This window comes from Nostoc sp. JL31 (assembly GCF_017114965.1).
In the GTDB taxonomy this organism is placed as follows: Bacteria; Cyanobacteriota; Cyanobacteriia; order Cyanobacteriales; family Nostocaceae; genus Nostoc; species Nostoc punctiforme_A.
The window spans coordinates 75,414-92,760 of sequence record NZ_JABXKO010000047.1 but is presented as its reverse complement, the minus strand read 5'-3'; the positions used below and the strand labels follow the sequence as shown (position 1 = coordinate 92,760).

15 protein-coding genes and 1 pseudogene are annotated in these 17,347 nt (G+C 39.8%); 8 read left to right on the top strand and 8 right to left on the bottom strand.

Annotation, left to right across the window (positions count from 1 at the left end; genetic code table 11):
* The first annotated feature begins 433 nt into the window (after positions 1-433).
* Positions 434-1,255 (top strand): carbonic anhydrase, encoded by an 822-nt coding sequence (locus HWQ43_RS11660; protein ID WP_292733207.1) that lies wholly within the window; start codon positions 434-436, stop codon positions 1,253-1,255.
* Between the two features lie 260 nt (positions 1,256-1,515).
* Here the strand turns inward: HWQ43_RS11660 and HWQ43_RS11655 are convergent.
* Positions 1,516-1,768, bottom strand: a pseudogene (locus HWQ43_RS11655) (IS4 family transposase); the annotation flags it as partial.
* Positions 1,769-2,237: 469 nt separating this feature from the next.
* Between HWQ43_RS11655 and HWQ43_RS11650 the strand changes: the two are divergent.
* Together HWQ43_RS11650 and HWQ43_RS11645 are read left to right on the top strand one after the other, a co-directional pair.
* On the top strand, positions 2,238-2,405 hold the full coding sequence (locus HWQ43_RS11650) for a hypothetical protein (RefSeq protein WP_292733204.1): 168 nt from the start codon (positions 2,238-2,240) through the stop codon (positions 2,403-2,405).
* Positions 2,406-2,924: 519 nt separating this feature from the next.
* Positions 2,925-3,749, top strand: a complete 825-nt coding sequence (locus tag HWQ43_RS11645; RefSeq protein ID WP_292733201.1) for an alpha/beta hydrolase — start codon at positions 2,925-2,927, stop codon at positions 3,747-3,749.
* A 493-nt stretch (positions 3,750-4,242) separates the two neighbouring features.
* Here HWQ43_RS11645 and HWQ43_RS11640 read toward each other — a convergent pair whose 3' ends face one another.
* Positions 4,243-4,701, bottom strand: coding sequence for a hypothetical protein (locus tag HWQ43_RS11640; protein WP_292733198.1), 459 nt, complete (start codon positions 4,699-4,701; stop codon positions 4,243-4,245).
* A gap of 725 nt (positions 4,702-5,426) precedes the next feature.
* Positions 5,427-6,065: a histidine phosphatase family protein gene (locus HWQ43_RS11635; protein ID WP_292733633.1), complete on the bottom strand. Its 639-nt coding sequence runs from the start codon at positions 6,063-6,065 to the stop codon at positions 5,427-5,429.
* Positions 6,066-6,371: 306 nt separating this feature from the next.
* Between HWQ43_RS11635 and HWQ43_RS11630 the strand changes: the two genes are divergently transcribed.
* The 4 genes from HWQ43_RS11630 (at position 6,372) to HWQ43_RS11615 (ending at position 11,276) form a co-directional block, all read left to right on the top strand.
* Positions 6,372-6,791, top strand: coding sequence for a hypothetical protein (locus HWQ43_RS11630; RefSeq protein ID WP_292733195.1), 420 nt, complete (start codon positions 6,372-6,374; stop codon positions 6,789-6,791).
* 964 nt (positions 6,792-7,755) lie between these two features.
* A complete protein-coding gene (locus tag HWQ43_RS11625; RefSeq protein WP_292733193.1) occupies positions 7,756-8,199 on the top strand; it encodes a hypothetical protein in 444 nt (147 codons plus the stop codon).
* A 114-nt stretch (positions 8,200-8,313) separates the two neighbouring features.
* Positions 8,314-10,668: a tetratricopeptide repeat protein gene (locus HWQ43_RS11620; protein WP_292733191.1), complete on the top strand. Its 2,355-nt coding sequence runs from the start codon at positions 8,314-8,316 to the stop codon at positions 10,666-10,668.
* A 437-nt stretch (positions 10,669-11,105) separates the two neighbouring features.
* Positions 11,106-11,276, top strand: a complete 171-nt coding sequence (locus HWQ43_RS11615) for a hypothetical protein (RefSeq protein ID WP_292733189.1) — start codon at positions 11,106-11,108, stop codon at positions 11,274-11,276.
* Between the two features lie 235 nt (positions 11,277-11,511).
* On the opposite strand, the gene HWQ43_RS11610 is transcribed toward HWQ43_RS11615, so the two are convergent.
* The 3 genes from HWQ43_RS11610 to HWQ43_RS11600 all read right to left on the bottom strand — a co-directional run bounded on the left by HWQ43_RS11610 (position 11,512) and on the right by HWQ43_RS11600 (position 13,194).
* Positions 11,512-11,757: a ChaB family protein gene (locus HWQ43_RS11610; protein WP_292733186.1), complete on the bottom strand. Its 246-nt coding sequence runs from the start codon at positions 11,755-11,757 to the stop codon at positions 11,512-11,514.
* A gap of 114 nt (positions 11,758-11,871) precedes the next feature.
* Complete coding sequence (locus HWQ43_RS11605; RefSeq protein WP_292733185.1) at positions 11,872-12,540, bottom strand: DUF1345 domain-containing protein; 669 nt, start codon at positions 12,538-12,540, stop codon at positions 11,872-11,874.
* Between the two features lie 264 nt (positions 12,541-12,804).
* Entirely contained in the window at positions 12,805-13,194 is a 390-nt protein-coding gene (locus HWQ43_RS11600) for a DUF1499 domain-containing protein (RefSeq protein WP_292733630.1), read from the bottom strand.
* A gap of 171 nt (positions 13,195-13,365) precedes the next feature.
* Here HWQ43_RS11600 and HWQ43_RS11595 point away from each other — a divergent pair, with 171 nt between their 5' ends.
* A complete protein-coding gene (locus HWQ43_RS11595) occupies positions 13,366-14,514 on the top strand; it encodes an alanine--glyoxylate aminotransferase family protein (protein ID WP_292733183.1) in 1,149 nt (382 codons plus the stop codon).
* 433 nt (positions 14,515-14,947) lie between these two features.
* On the opposite strand, the gene HWQ43_RS11590 is transcribed toward HWQ43_RS11595, so the two are convergent.
* The gene (locus tag HWQ43_RS11590) at positions 14,948-16,375 is read right to left on the bottom strand and encodes a hypothetical protein (protein WP_292733180.1); all 1,428 of its coding nucleotides are present in this window, start codon (positions 16,373-16,375) and stop codon (positions 14,948-14,950) included.
* 490 nt (positions 16,376-16,865) lie between these two features.
* Positions 16,866-17,162, bottom strand: a complete 297-nt coding sequence (locus HWQ43_RS11585) for a hypothetical protein (protein ID WP_292733178.1) — start codon at positions 17,160-17,162, stop codon at positions 16,866-16,868.
* Positions 17,163-17,347 lie beyond the last annotated feature (185 nt).

Genomic DNA, 17,347 nt, shown 5'->3' with positions numbered 1-17,347 from the left:
AATTCAAAAATTTCTGCGTTTGCATATCTTTGTGTCTTTGCGTCAGCCCTAATTACAAGTATTTAAACGGACACTAACTAAGAAGATTTTAAGTTTCAAGGTAAACCAGTTGGTATAGTTTAAATCATCTGTTCTGTATCTGTCGTCCTCAGTTGAGCGTGACAACAAAGCGTCGCATTTTTATCTCAGCATATAACTAGTTTGAAATAGGATCAAGGCATTCTGACACAGTAATGTGAGTTGCTAAGTAACAGGGGGGAGGAAGTGAAAAAAGCAACTCACCCCAATGGTAGAGGGTATTAAAAGCACTAAATGAATTTATAATATAATAATCTTTACAATTGTCAAAACGTAGAAAGAAAGCCCTCTTTACTACCTTAATCTGCTGTCTGTAATTTGGTTATTAACCCTCAAATATTTGTAGAACTTAGTAATGAAGAGATTAATTAAAGGTCTGCGCGAATTTAAATCTAGTTATTTTTCGACACATCAACAATTATTTGAGCAACTTTCACAGGGTCAAAAGCCCAGAGTATTATTTATTACCTGTTCTGATTCGCGTCTCGATCCAAATCTAATTACACAAGCCCAAGTTGGTGAATTATTTGTCATTCGCAATGCAGGTAACATCATTCCACCGTATGGGGCAAGTAATGGCGGTGAAGGTGCGACAATTGAATATGCTATTCAAGCTTTAGATATTCGCCAAATTATTATTTGCGGTCACTCTCATTGCGGTGCAATGAAAGGATTAATGAAGTTACACAATCTCAGCGATGAAATGCCGCTCGTACATGATTGGCTTAAATATGCAGAGGCAACTCGAAGGCTAGTTCTAGACCACTACAGTCACTACGACGGCGAAGAACTGCTAGAGATTATGATTGCCGAAAATGTTCTTACTCAAATTGAAAATTTGCGGACATATCCAGTGATTCATTCTAAGCTTTATCAGGGAGAACTCAGCATTTATGCTTGGATTTATCACATTGAGACAGGAGAAGTTTTCGCATACGATCCCCAAAAACACGCTTATGTTTTGCCTCAAACTCAGCTTCCAGAATCAGAAATAGATGAGTCCTTCAGGGTTCAGCTTCCAAATACCAATGTAGCAGTGAATTCCCCTCAAACCCAGCACGATGATGGTCAATCTTATGAGAAAGTGTCTATTTCTGCATTTGAGTGGTTTCCAATGAAACGCCTTTCTCCAGAGCAGATGGAGCGAATTTATCGAGGTTCAAATAATGGAAGTTGAAAGATGAGAAGATAGAATTATAAATAAGCCATAGCTAAGGGACTTGCAGTTAAAAAAATATCCTATTTTAGGGACGCAAGGCCTTCATTGGTGTCAACTTAACGTGAAAGCCAGCCTAGAACCAGCTTTTACATATTGTCTAGTTCCCAGGCTGTGCCTATTGGTGACAACTTAAAGCGATCGCCAAAATGTCAAGTGGGGTGTGGAGATAAGTCCAAAGTGTCTCGCTGTTGAGATTTGAGTTGATATTTAACAACGTTAGACAATGCTTGTTGCGATACGCAAGTCGCTTTGCACAATCAATTTGTCTTCTCGATTTAATAACCGATGTAACTCGCGCACCGATGGTACTTGTCGCCACAGTAGTGTTAATACTGCTGCCACCATTAGAGGTAAACCCAGAATCCGGTCGCGTAGCCCCAACTGCTGGTAATAGGACAGTTGATTGTATACCAGTGGTGTTAATAGCTCTTCCATCCACGCGGCGATTACTTCGTTTTCTGGCGCTGGCATGTTTCTATCCCGCTTGTGATCTGGGTTTCCGACTCTTGGATTTGCCATCGTTTTTTCCCTTGATGCACCTGTTGACATTACTTTTTTCTTAAGTTGTCACCAATAGGCTAAGGCACAGAGTCAACAGCCTAGGCAGAGCCTTCCATAAGAGCATTACAAAGGCAGAGCCTTGTAACGAGAGGAATCCACAGTTGGCTGTCTTTGTCAATGCGTAAGTTCTATTCTCTTCTTTCCTTGACAAATTAAATTATGTATTTTTGATCGAAACAGAATTCATTCTGAATTGTGTACGGGACACGGCGCGAACACAGAAGCAAGCTGCGTATAGCGTCTTGATTTTGACCGGAGCTTTCGGAGTCTCCGGCTCCGCTCCTGAATTCTGACTTCTTCAATTTTCTTCAGAAATTTGCCGTTTGCAAATTGATGTTATAAATTGGTGCTCAGGTTTTAAGCAGAGATTTATTTACCAATGAAAACCCAACAGTTGAGTTCAACAACCCTAGAAAATATATCTAGTAAGACGAAAAAACAGTCTTTTCCTGGTACGAGTATTGGTACTCCTAAAGTACCCTTCCGTAAATGCCATAAAATAGTACAAAAACACGAATTACTTAGTGACTGGGAACACGCAAGTTAATTCAATGAAATCCTCCAGTAGGAATAAAGTACAAGTGTTCATTTTCCTCGTGCAGCGGCAAAAACTGCATATCCATACTCTAAAAATTCTTACTCCTTTATGATGTGGAAAACTGAAAATCAATCATTGATCGGGCTTTTCTAATGTTGTCTGACCACTCCACACTCGCGCCTTAGATGCGATCGCCTACGGTGGGCGCTTCCGCCATCGCCAATTTCTCAGCATTTTCAAAAGACAGATAATTTGGACACGCCGCAGACTGACAATAATAAGCCATGCCGCTTTTGAGCATCTCTTCTTGAATAACTGACCTCAATACTATCTTTGTCAGTAGTCATCACCTCAGCAACAGTCCGCCCATTACTATCTTTTTCCACTGAAATATTATGCCTATCACTATCCCGTAGTGGTCAATATCTTGTACTCTTATTTCTGATGCTGATGATGTCATTTATCAAAAATACCATCAATCTCTTCACTTACCTGCGGAATGTGAGTCAGCCTACTGGAGAAAAACACATGAACACGATCGTAGTGAAAGACGGTATAGAGATTTACTACAAGGATTGGGGCAGCGGTCAGCCCATCGTTTTCTCGCATGGTTGGCCTCTATCGGCCGACGACTGGGACAACCAAATGATGTTCTTCTTAAATCACGGCTATCGCGTCATCGCGCACGATCGACGAGGGCATGGACGATCGTGCCAAGGTGGCGACGGACACGATATGGATCATTACGCCGATGACCTCGCTGCGCTTACCGCGCATCTCGACTTAAAGAACGCCATCCACGTTGGACACTCGACTGGCGGCGGTGAGGTGACACGCTACATTGCGCGCCACGGCGAAAGCCGCGTTGCCAAGGCCGTTCTCATTAGCGCCGTGCCACCACTGATGGTGAAGACCTCAGCGAATCCCGGCGGTCTACCTAAAGAGGTATTTGACGACTTTCAGGCGCAGGTTGCCACCAACCGGGCGCAATTTTATTGGAATGTGCCGAGCGGGCCTTTTTACGGTTACAATCGGCCGGGCGCGAAAGCGTCGCAAGGCGTGATTGAGAATTGGTGGCGCCAGGGCATGATGGGCGGTATCAAGGCGCAGTACGATGGCATCGTGGCCTTCTCCCAGACCGACTTTACCGAGGATCTTAAGAAGTTCTCTGTGCCGACTTTGGTAATGCACGGTGATGATGACCAAATAGTCCCCTATGCCGACTCCGCCCCACTGAGCGCTAAGTTGGTCAAGGGGGCGGTATTGAAAACCTACAAGGGTTTCCCGCACGGTATGCCGACGACAAATGCAGACCAGATCAATGCCGATCTCCTCGAATTCATTCAGTCGTAAACGCAAACCACTCGGTTCTCAGAAAAGTCTCCATACTGCCGCCCTAAAGCGTCTAACCAGGCGATGCAGGGAACCGTGCCCCGCTCGCTCCGATGCGTGGCTTTAGTATAGTGATGTTCATAGTGATGTTCATCCACCTTGCAGCCATGCGCGCTCTTGGGCGCAGTTGCCGATCTTGTTTGTGTCTCGTTAGCCGGGATTGCTTCTCTACGAGACGCTCCGCGAACGCAATGACTGTAATTAATTCTGTACACTTACTTATATGGATGAAATCAAACAAAAAACCTCACACCTTTAAGATGTGAGGTTTTTAAGGCTTGGTTAATCATTCTTCATAAGTCGTTGGTTGCGTTGAGACTTTTCAATTTGTTTGGCTAGCACGGTGTCAATATCAACTTGTTCTAATTCAGCATTTTTTCCAAAAGTTTAGCTGAAAACTAATGTTTTCTATGCTTTTAGAGCCTTTTATAAATCAATACGCAAAATCTTTGCCTTAGAATGTAATATTCACTCTACAACTAGGGTCAGAAGCCCTACTTTTATCAAAAATAAACCTAGCAGCGACGCTTCCATAACCTCGTGTATAGCTACCACCCAAGTAATTCCATTGATTGTTTTGGATGCCTGCGTCTCCGGTATTGAACCTTTTTATGGGGAGGGTTCCACCGTCACTATAAGTAACATTTGCTTTATTTCCGCCTTTATTACTTCCCTTGTTAATTTTATAAGAGACTTCTATTATTGAGCTTGCATTTCTTCCGATGCCTTGATTGTAATCGACTCGAATTGTGCCTGTAAAACCTCCAGCACGACATGAATACTCACGAGTAGCAGCATCAGCAGTTGCTGAAATCAAAGCAATGCTGCTACAAGCAATAGACATTGCAGCAGTACCAATAACAAAACGGTTTGTTGTCCTTCTAATTTGACGAGCAGTCAAACTATTAACCATTTCAGACTTCCTTTTTGATTGAGTTATACCTTGCCTTGAGTAAATTAAAATCAATAAATACGAGATAATTTCAAAGATAATACAAAACTTTAAAAAATCTTTTCATAGCAATAAGTGTCGCCAAAAAGAATGCTAAGGATGACTTGAGACACTTGCTAGAAAACAGTGCCAGTCAACCCACGCTCTTAACGGTAAAGCGAGAAAATATACGCCGCCTACGCGAGTTGATGAAGAATTCCGAAGATCGGGACTAATACCGTTTCACTTTAAAAATGATACAGACGGGCAAGCAGAGGGAGCAGAGGAGCAGAGGAAGCAGAGGAAGTGATTTGTATCAGTAATTTCGTGAATTGGTATAACCACTTACCTGTTCCCCAGTGATCACCAATCAACCCCATAGTCTCTGATGTGCTATGGGGTTTTTGGTTTTGCAAGAAGCAGTGCGATCGCATTAGGCAAAACATTGTCCCTGCGATCGCCAAAAAATAACCTTTTTTGGAGAACTTTATTACCAATGTAATACGCCAAAAACCCTTGCTGTGTAGCTCTTTAACCCTGATTTCGAGATAGCTATATTTCCCGACATCTCCGCCCACAATCATCTTGTCAAATGCGAGGATAAATCAAAGGAAAAACCGACTCCTTAAAATTCAGAAGTCGGTCAAAGAAAAGTTAGTTGTTATTTAAGGCAGTAAGAGTGCAGAGCTTTTTTGTTTAAGGGACTATTATGTTCCCGGACGAGAGCGAATACCATCGGGTATATGATGGCGATCGCCTAATATTTCTAACAAAGGGCCATTAACGTCAAATTTAACCATACTTACCGACGCGACCAAAATATTCACCCGATAGCGATAGCGTCCCAAATCAATTCCCAGTAAACTGCAAAGCATAATCCGAATCGTGGCTTTATGGGAAACTACTAAAACATTGCCTTGGGGGTATTTTTCTTGAATTTCAGCAATTACAGGCATAGAACGGTTAGCAATATCTACCGCAGTTTCTCCACCTAGTGGTGCATTCCAAGCGGGTTCTGTCAACCATTTTACATAGTTTTCTGCGTAATTCTCTTGAGCAAATGATTTACTCTTCCTTTCCCATTCGCCGTAACTACCTTCTCTAAGTCCGTCACGCAACTGCATATCCATACCAATAGCATCACAAAATGGCTTGGCAGTTGCAATTGTGCGCTTCATCGGGCTAACATAAACAGCCTCCCACTTCAATTTTTGATAAACATCGGCAAAACCGGATGCCATCTGCATCCCTTCTGTTGTCAACTCCGCATCAGTTTCACCGCAGAAATTACCACTTTGACTAAAAGTAGTTTCTCCATGTCGCAGTAAATATAAATTGAGTGTCATAGCTTGTATTGCAATTGGGTAAAGGAGTTTGTGCAAAAATAAACTACCATCAATCTCGCCATCGAGTCTGTGACACCAGGACATAATTAATCAACCAAAAAAGTCAATCAACCACAAACTTTTGAAATCGAAGATAAAAGTAGCAGTTTCAGCTAGTACTAGTACAACACGGCGGAAATAAACCAATCATTCCAAATCAACGAAACCCTGATGCTGTATTCATTTTTAATCCCCTTGATTGTGGATGCAACAGTAACCATGTGCTATTAATTGAAACACAATATTTATCACCAGAAGAGTTAGTATATGGAGCCATTAACTGCTAGTGCGATCGCCACGCTCGTTTTTACCAAAATGCTTGAAAAGACAATTGAGAAATTCACAGAAGCAACACTTGCCAAGATAAAAGTGCTGCGTGATAAGATTTGGAACAAGTTCAGAGTTAATCAGGAGGCTGTAACTGCTTTTGTCGAAGCCGAAAAAGGCTCCTCAACAGATTTAGATAAGGTTGCTGTCTACTTACAGGAAATAATGAAATCTGACCTGAATTTTGCCCAAGAGGTAGAAAAACTAGTTGGTGAGATTCAGCAAGAGATAAATATAAATAAAATTCCTGGTCAGAATGTTCAGAATATTTATGGAGGAGAAGCACAACAGAACAATGCGATCGGCACTAATGCTCCAGTAATTCAAGGTGGCAGTGGTCACAATATTACATTCAACTGACTACAGTCATCCGAAGGGGAAGGATAAAGTTAAATAGATAAAGAATCTGTGTCAATTTCCCGGAATACTACGTAGTACTTCCCCAATAGCTGATAATTTTTTGCAGCCTTCAAATGTTACTTATAAATTCATATTGGGCGCAGGTTAGATTGCTCTCTTAGTGCTATCTAGGATCTATATCACAGTGTATACTGAGAGAGCTTTTTTACAAGCTGCTTAACTTTTCAAAAACCCTTTTACTCTGTACACTTATCCGTATTATCTCGTAAATTTATCAAAAATTAAGTATTATTACTATAGTCATAATTTAAATCAATATATTTAGTAAAAATAATTTTAAAACTTGAGAAAATTCAAAAGTTTACATTGAAGAGTACAAAATCAACAAAATTCTATATGAAAGCTGACATTTTTATGAAAGTTTTATATAAAACAAACATTAAATGAACATTAAAGCTCTGATTTATTATTGATTAGTTGTATCTTTTACATTTTTAATATAGGCAAACTATTTACATAACTGAAAACGTATGTTTAATTGGATTAAGTAGCGAGCGAAAGCAAATGCCTAGCTAATACTAGAAACAAACAATCAGTTAAGGTTTTAAATCAGATCCAATTTTGATTTTTTGTATGTACTCGACACTTTATACAGACTTGGTATAAGTAATTATGACTCTTCGGTTACTTTTATAGAAAACCTAGTTCAAACATAGGTATTTCATTGAAAAAAAAGACCATGATTATTTATAATCATTGCACCGAAATGTTTTTTATCATCCATCCTTAATCACCATAAAATAGAGTGAAAGAGCCATTAATTAAAAGAATTTAATATAATTTTCGTAACTTTAGCAATTTTCGATTACGCAATTTATCCAACTGGACTTTTATTATTAGTTTTTCATAAAAGTAGCAATTATTTTTGTGTTTAGCTACTTAGAATCACGGTTTGATTAACTTTATGGAACCAGCAACAGCAATTGCCAATCTTGCTTTTACAAGAGATTTTGAGAATACTATTGAAACGGTCACAGAAGCTACTCTTGCGAAGATAAACGATTTACGGAATAAAATCAGGGACAAATTTCGAGAAAATCACAAAGTAGGAACAGCGCTCGCTTCTGTTGAAAAAGGTTCTAAGGAAGATTTAGAAAAGATCGCTGCTTATTTACACATAGCAATGAGTGAAGATGACCAGTTTTTTCAGAAAGTAAAGTCACTGGCACATGAGATTAATCAAGAAATTAACATTGCTAATATTCAAGCTCAGAACGTACAAAACGTCTATGGTGACAAAACTCAACAGAACAATGCTATCGATACTAAAGCCCCTGTAATTCAAGGAGGTAGTAGAGGTAGTAATCAAATAATAAATTTTAACTATAATGAGCCATCACCTGCTTGACTAGAGTCATCTAACCAGAAACAGGTAAATTCAAATCTAGTCAATTACATTCCTTATACAGGAGTCGTCAACTTTGTTGGACGACACAATGAACTTCTAATACTGCATAAAAAATTGCAAAAATCAGGCATGGTGGTGATTACCGCTATTACTGGTATGGGGGGAGTTGGTAAAACAGAACTAGCAATTCGCTATGCTAAGGAGCATGAAGCAAGTTATCCTGGTGGCATTTGCTGGTTCTCAGCAAGAGAATCGAATCTAGCTGCTGAGATTATACAGTTTGCTCGGCTTTATATGAAATTAGAAGTACCACAGGAATTGGCAGGAAAACCACTCGTTCTCAAGCAACAAGTGGAGTGGTGTTGGCAAAACTGGCAATCCTCATCGGGATTAGTATTATTAGTTTTAGATGATGTCACTAACTTAAGAAGTTGTCGAGAGTTACTACCAAAGGCTAACCACTTTCGCGTCTTGATTACAACACGTCTACGCAGTATGGATTCTAGTGTTGTAGAAGAGATATCTCTAGATGTTTTGGAACCAAAAGATGCTTTACAACTGCTGACATCTTTAGTAGATGAAAAACGAGTCCAGCGTGAATTACAGACAGCTAAAGAATTGTGCCAGTGGTTGGGATACCTCCCTTTGGGTTTGCAGTTAGTAGGGGTGTATTTAGCTAAAAAACCTCCCAATTGGTCTTTAACAAAAATCCTACAACGACTCAAAGAACAGAAATTACTAAATGAGGCGCTTAATCCCTCACAACAGCAATTAGAACAAACTCTGAATACAGCTCAACGAGGTATTTTCGCCGCATTTGAATTTAGCTGGCAAGAACTAAACCCCACAACGCGTCATGTTGCTAAGTTATTAAGTTTATTTGCTCAAAATGATTTTCTTTGGGAATGGATAAATTCGGCTAGCCAGCATCTTTCCCTAACAGAATCAGAAATTGAAACTGCAAACGATGAACTTTACCAACACCATTTAGTTCAATGGATAGAAGAAAAAGAGGGTTATTGTAGAATTCATACCTTGATTAGGCAATTCCTACAGGATAAATTAGCATCTAACTCTTCCTCATCAATAGTAGATACTACAAAAGAATTACAAATAAGTTACAAACAAGCTTTTGCAGCAGTAATGGTGGAAATTGCTAAAGAAATTGCTGAATCTCCTACCCGTGAATTTATTACCTCAGTACAAGATGCTATCCCTCATTTAATAGAAGTTGCCCAAAGTTTTATTGAGGCTGTAAGAGATGAAGATTTAATTTTTTTCTTTGTTGGATTAGGGACATTTTATATACAACAAGGTTTGTATACCTTAGCCGAAAATTGGTATATACAGTGTTTATCAATAGTCAAAATCCGGCTAGGAGAAGAACATACTGATTTTGTAGAAAGTCTTAGCAACCTAGCAGAAATTTACAAGTTATTGGGAAAGTACACAGAAGCGGAACATCTAGTCCTACAAGTCTTGGCTCTGAAAAAATCTCTGTTAGGAGAAGAACATCCTGATATCGCAGAAATCCTCAATAAACTAGGAGTAATTTACTATTCATTAGGAAGGTACGCAGAAGCTGAACCTTTGTATTTAAAAGCCTTGGAGATGAAAAAATCTCTGTTAGGAGAAGAACATCCTGATATCGCAGAAAGCTTCAATAATCTAGCATTGCTCTACAATTCATTAGGAAGGTACACAGAAGCTGAACCTTTGTATCTAAAAGCCTTGGAGATGAGAAAACGCCTATTGCAAGAAGAACATCCTTATATCGCAATAACACTCAATAACCTAGCATTGCTCTATGATTCATTAGGAAAGTATACGGAAGCTGAACCTTTGTATCTAAAAGTCTTGGAGAAGAGAAAACGCATATTGGGAGAAGAACATCCTAAAGTGGCAATGACACTGAATAACCTAGCATTACTTTACTATCATCAAGGGCATTACAATGAAGCCGAAAAATTTTCCTTACAAGCAGTAAAAATAGATAAGCACTTTTTAGGAGAAGAGAATCCAGATTTTGCAACAGATTTGCACAATTTGGCATTAATTTACTCCGCTCAAAAACGCTATGGCGAAGCAGAAATATCATTTCTACGAGTCATGGAAATTAAGCAACGTTCGCTACCAAAGGATCACCCTCTTTTAACAGATACAATTTACGCTTTAGGTAAGATGTATAAACAGATGGGGTGCTATAGCAAAGCTGAACCTTTGTGTATAAAAGCACTTGAACTAGATAAAAACTTGTTGGGAGATGAACATCCCTGTGTTGCCACTAGTCTTAACAACTTGGCTGAACTTTACAATTTAGAAGGAAGGTACACAGAAGCGAAACCTTTATTTATCCAAGCTTTAAAAATATGGGAAAGTCGTCTAGGAATGAATCATCCTAATACTGTTATATGTCGTAATAATCTTGAAAATCCTCTTGCTAGAATCTCATCTATTCCTTCAACTTAGAGACTTCCAAAGAATAAATGACTCAATAAAAATTAAAAGTACACACTAAAACACTCTGGAATGGTTGCACAGTCCAGAACTGATACAATACATTAACTTTTGAGACAAACTCTGCCACTACCGCGATTTTCTCTTTCGTTGTTCATACTGTACCCTTTAAATCCCCAAGTTGCTAAAACTGATGGTTCTATTGTTCTTTTTATGCCAAACCAAATTTTGGTTTTTTGAACCCATTATCATGTAAGCGTTTGAAAGAAAATAAAGATGTAAGGCTTACAAGACAAGTTTTTCACAACTTGGTTGGGTTCAAAAGCATAAGGGAATTGATAGAGCTAATCCTTTCTTCAACCAGTTAAAAGCAATTTCCGGACAGATCAGAAATAAAATGAGCAGTGGATGCTGTTGGCGAATTCAAAAGTAGACAGGAATCCTGTAGAGTGTCACCTAAAATTCGCAGTCTATATATAGCCAGGAGAGTTAGGGATATATCACTGAAACCGCAACCCATCAGTCCTGTGCCAGAGGAAACAGTTCGTGTCGCCCGTGCTGCTTTCCCCAAAGGAACCTTTATCTTGATTCCCCTTATACCCAAAAGTCTTATGAATTAGAACTTACGCATTGACAAGCAAGACAAAAGGTGAACCAGAAAAATTCTGAAAAAACTAGCGATCGCTATATCGCATTTATAATAAACACGAGGGAAAGACTAAAAATTATTATTTACGATATCTGACATAATTTTTAAAAAAAGGGAAATTTTATCTTTGCTTTCTAAGAATGAAATTCCCCTTAAACCCTTATAAGAACCTTGAAATCAGATAGTTAGCCACAGGTGAGATTTACTTAGTTACCACCAGATACAACAGCTTTATGATGTATCGCAGTATCTTCAGGCTTTCTCTGCCATTTGCCATCATTGCCTGGCTCGTATTCATTTTTTACACTATTCCAAGCAATATCACGCGCGCCATCTTCACTTAAACCATCACTTTGAGCAGCATTAAATGCCGCAACGAAAATCTGTTGTGCATGTTCAGGCAGTTGTTCTTTGATGTCTTCAGATAATTCATCTATTTTGTTATAAGGCATAAATACACTCCAATTATTTCAACTTAAGCTTATGCTAAAAAACTGGCAGTCAAATTTCCTCTTTCTTTAAGTAGAGAATCAAATAATCATACTTATGGCTGAGTCAAGCAATTTTTAAATCAGCGATGCAATAATATTAATACTCATAGCTACAATGGTAGTATTGAAAAAGAAGGATAATATGCCATGCAACAGAGTCAAGCGCCTCATATTGGGTGATGTTGTTTGCACATCTGAAACTTGACTAGTCATGCCAATTACAAAAGAATAATATAAAAATTCCCAGTAGTCTGGATAGTCGTTATGAGGAAAATCTAAACCTCCGATGATTTCTTCACTATGATTACGATTAATATATTTGTAATAGCTGTGTGCATATTGTACTGCAAACATCGTATGCACTAGTAACCAGGAACCGACAATAGTCATAATTGAAAGTATGACGTGTAGGGTAAGCAGAATTGTTGACAATCCTTTTTTATCAGTTAGTAAAAACCCAATGGCTAAAACACTAGCACAAGCCGCAGCAATCACTAACATGAATATAGCCAAATGCCCTTCATATTCACTCTCAGCATAACGGCGAATTTTTTCTGGGTTAGCCTCAATCATTTTCCACCACGTTATGGCTAAGAAAAAGTCAATACCGGAGTTCCAAGCGCAGAGAATGCGAGTAGGTAAGTGCAGAGAATGCGGTAGGATAACTGAAACTAATACAGCGATTCCGATAGCAACAATTAGTCGGGGTCGGGAGTCAAAGTTTTTAAATAAATTAAGTTTCACAAATATTGCGATCGCAAAGTTTAACTAATTCGTAATTCATCATTTTTGGTGAAACACCACACCACACAATCGTCATTTCAGATTTGACTGGGAGCTGAATCCACATAAGTAGGTGGACAAAATATTTACAACCATTACAAACTCAATGAATCAATCCAATACTCTGCGAATGTTTCACTCGTAATGACATTGTGTAATTGATTTAGTCCAACTACTTACTTATCTTCCCAGTCTTTAATTTCCAGTCCTTAGTTCAATTATAAATTACTTGAACTTAGCTCTAATCGTCTCTATTCGTTGACGATTAACACCCAAATCGCTCTGACCTAAACGTGAAGCTGAACGCACATGGATAACATTGGCATTCCGGTCTATATAGAATTCTACATCATCCACAAATCCCAGTAAAGCACTTTTAAATTCTGCATATAAATAATCTTGGCTTTCGGTAATGATTTTGGTTCTTGGTAAAGACTCAATAATCTGTTTAAGATTAGTAATCGCTTCTTCTGGAGTAGATGTAAAAGTCAGTGGTGCAATTTGGTGAGATGCATCTGTACTCTGACTAGAAACGCAATTGGGGGAATTAGGGCAAGATGCTAATTTACCGTTGCTAATACCTAAATTATTTGGTCGTTTGCCAGCAAAAACCATAATTGTGTCTCCAGTGTCTCCAGGTGAGTGAATAAATATACTCTCACACATTTTGAATCACTGTAATACTTTGCCGTAATCGCATCTTCTGGCAAATGACAGATTCACTCAAACATCGGTGATGCGTTCGCTCTATGATCCGGTAAGTATCATCTAGGCAAAGACAGATTTATGACGCAAACAATTTCAATTAACGACTCCGGGCGCTTGCAACTCACGCCGCTAGAAATTCCATCTCGTCTGCTGTTGGGGCCAGGGCCATCTAATGCCCATCCCACAGTTCTCCAAGCGATGAATACTTCACCCGTTGGGCATCTTGACCCAGCTTTTCTCGCACTCATGGATGAAATTCAGTCGTTGCTACGCTACGTATGGCAAACAGAAAACTCACTTACCATTGCAGTCAGCGGTACGGGAACAGCTGCAATGGAAGCAACCATCGCCAATGCTGTAGAACCCGATGATGTAGTTTTAATTGGTGTAGCTGGTTACTTTGGTAATCGCCTTGTGGATATGGCTGGACGTTATGGCGCTGATGTGCGAACCATTACCAAACCTTGGGGACAAGTCTTCAACTTGGATGAACTCCAAACTGCCTTACAAACTCATCGTCCAGCTATCTTAGCTCTAGTTCATGCCGAAACTTCCACCGGCGCACGTCAACCTTTGGAAGGGGTCGCTGATTTGTGTCGTGAATTTGGCACTTTGTTACTAGTGGATACGGTGACAAGTTTGGGTGGTGTCCCCTTGTTTTTGGATGCTTGGGGAGTTGATTTAGCCTATAGTTGTAGCCAAAAAGGGTTAGGTTGCCCACCTGGTGCTTCTCCCTTTACAATGAGTGCGCGTGCAGTTGAGAAATTGCAACAGCGGCAAACGAAAGTTGCAAACTGGTATTTAGATATGTTGTTGCTGGGCAAGTATTGGGGCGCTGAACGCACCTATCACCACACAGCACCGATTAATTTATACTATGCATTGCGGGAAGCACTACGTTTGCTTGCAGAAGAGGGATTAGCAAATTCCTGGCAGCGGCATCAAAAGAACGTAGAATATCTCTGGGAAGGTTTAGAGAATTTAGGACTGAGTATGCACGTTGAGCAAGAGTATAGACTGCCAACGCTTACCACTGTCCGCATTCCAGTCGGGGTAGATGGTAAAGCGATCGCTCGGCAGTTACTCAATGAACATAATATTGAAATTGGCGGTGGTCTTGGCGAACTCGCTGGAAAAGTTTGGCGTGTGGGATTGATGGGCTTTAATAGTCGAAAGGAAAGTGTTGACCAACTTTTAGCCGCACTACGGCAGGTTTTGCCTAAGTAGTTTTGATATAATCAGGTGCGTTAACAGTAACTTAACGCACCTGAGATAAAGAGCATCGGGCTAACTTCACTGCGATAAAAAGCCAACAACTAGCAGAGGCAAGAGTATTAAGGCAGATACAATCAAAACGAGGGTTGCCGGCTCAACTTTAATGTGGTTCTTTTGTGGATCGCGCATTTGGAACTATCTCGAAGAATAAATATACTAACCAAGCCTAAAGGATGTTTACTTTGTTTTCCAAGCCCAATGAGATTTAAAAGTATAAACTTTTTAGCTCATCAGCTTATTTCTTCCAAGGCAATTTAGTTCCCATTTCAGTTAAGGCTGAGAAGATAAGATAGAGAATGAGTAACCCAGCAGCCGCAAGGAAAGCGAGTAAATCGTTATCCATAAATGCCCTACGCTAAAACTTCGCTAATCATAGCGGAATCATCTAATCTTTAGAATTTTTTTGAGTCTGCAATTTTTGATCTTCTGGGTGCAAACTGTACCAGCCATACCAGTGACGAACTGCTAGCCAAACCGCTGAGAGCAAACCCGCTAAACTAAGAGTTAGTCCGCTAAATGGTACTAATAATCCAAAAATTGGTAGCACTGCTCCAGCAATAGTGGCGACGATTGCAGCCAGGGAAGCACTGCGGCTAGCTCCCAATCCCCATGTTAAAATTAGTAAAATGATAGAAATTAAAGTCCAAGCCAACTGAGCATTGATAACGCGAGCTAGATAGGTCAAAGTCAACAGACAAGCAAAGAAAATACTACCAGCGATCGCAATATTTCTGAAACTCATTGGCAGTGACAAATATAACAACAATATCCACCACAAAAATATTGTCGGTGCTAGTAATAAAAGCCGGGGAATGATGCCAGTATCACGAATGGGGTCAGTGTTAGTAAACACTCCAAATGGATTTTTGACTGAAACATTATCGTCAAATTTCCAAATAAATTGCGTACTACGTCCATTAACTTTAATCTCATTCGGTACAACACCACTAGCAAAATCAGCCGGAGCAAAGTTGGCAATTGCTGTGAGGCGAAAATTAGAAAGCAACTGTCCTGCGGCGCTGTAAACCCAGCGAGGCCCGCCTTGAGCCTGATAGGTGACTCGAAAGGTGGTTTCTTCTCCTGGTTGCAGCTGGAAGGGAAAGCCATAGTCTCCTGAATTTGTTTGTTGTAGCCTAGTACCGTTACGCTCTACTTTGTAGCCAGCGAGCAGTGTGTAGCCATTAGGTGGCGATGCTTCAAAAAAGAAATTATTAATATCCTTGAGTTGGTTAACTACTTTATAATCAGCAGTGTATTCCACGCGATAAATTGAACTGCGACCTGGAACATCTACGCTTTGGTCTAGCTTGACTTGAATTTGCGAACCACCCAGCGTTAAGAAGCGGTTAATCTCTCGCGTATCATTGACTTTGACTATTTTGCCATTGGCTTGCGTGGTATAAGAGTATGGCTCCTGGATAGTGTAACGGACTTGCGGCGCAGATTGTTCGAGCTTTTCACCTGCGACACTTTCAGCTACTTGAGCCACCTTTGTTTGTTCCCAGTAGTGATAACGATTGCTCAAAGTTGAACAGAGAAAAAATCCCGGAATTAACAGGACTAATATTAGAGTTAAATGCTGTAATCCCCGCAACAGTTGGGAATAACGAACAGCCCATTCGCCAATGAATATAAATTGTTCCGGCTGGCTGCGACGCAGAGAAAAACTGATGAGTGCGATCGCAACTCCTAAAGCTACGACCAAAAATACTAATAACAGTGAAGCTTTGAGCGCCTGGGTTCCAAATTGAACAAGTTCAATCGGATGCGTCAAATCAGGTAATCCGGGAATACCTTGAGCAGAAGATGACATTGGTTGATTTTTGCAGAATTTGGAGAACCAGACCAATAAAATCTCTTAAAAGTTTCTGGACAATAGTTTTATTTGATACTTAGACAGTTTAAAGAAGTGCTGCGTTGGCGTAGGCATCCCTCTGTCCCTGACTTGCTCGACTGTATACTTAGTATAAACACCAAAAACCCGGTCTTCATGACCGGGTTTTTGAGGGAAAACAATGGGGATATATTCCCCGAAGGTTAGTTATAGAGGTTCAGTATAATATCGATGCTCTGATATTTACTACCACGCCATTGTTACCCATTCCGGAAAATTAGCTAAGAATTTTTGACTAGTCTTCTTTGATCTCCTAAAATACAGCAACCTACTGGTAACATCAGCGTGTAGGATTGATAAATATTAATTTTCCGGCTTTTGCTGATGAACAATGCATTTGGTAGCTGGCAAGAATGGCTAACAGTATTCACCTATCTAGGTTTTACCGTCTTCATTATCTGGCGCGTGTTTACCGCCGAGAAGAATTAAAAAAGCTGCATATCATCTCACCAGGGCCTTTTTGCTCAAAAGGCAAAACAGTCCCAGCTTGTTGAACCTTGACTCGTTCGCGACAATTGTAAACCTCTGTAGGTCTTTTTATGCCATCTACGCTAACAATTGCCCTGTATTCCCAATAATTTTTGGCACTTCGGCTGATACTGAGAATGCAAATCTGGTGGCGTAGACCATCGTAGGCAGCGTAATTGCGGCATACAGATGCAAAAGCCGGATGGACTATGGAGAAAGGTAGTATTAATAGCAACATAAATATTATGTATTTAATTCTGCTCATAAAAAATTGTTTAACATTATTGGGAAATATTATTAGATTTTTCAGCCCTTTGAGTTGATTCAATTACTTTTCCTAGTTTGACGAACGAGAGATTGCTACTCCCTAGCACACAATGCATGAGTTAATTGAGAAAGTCAGATTACATCTGGCTGGGTTCC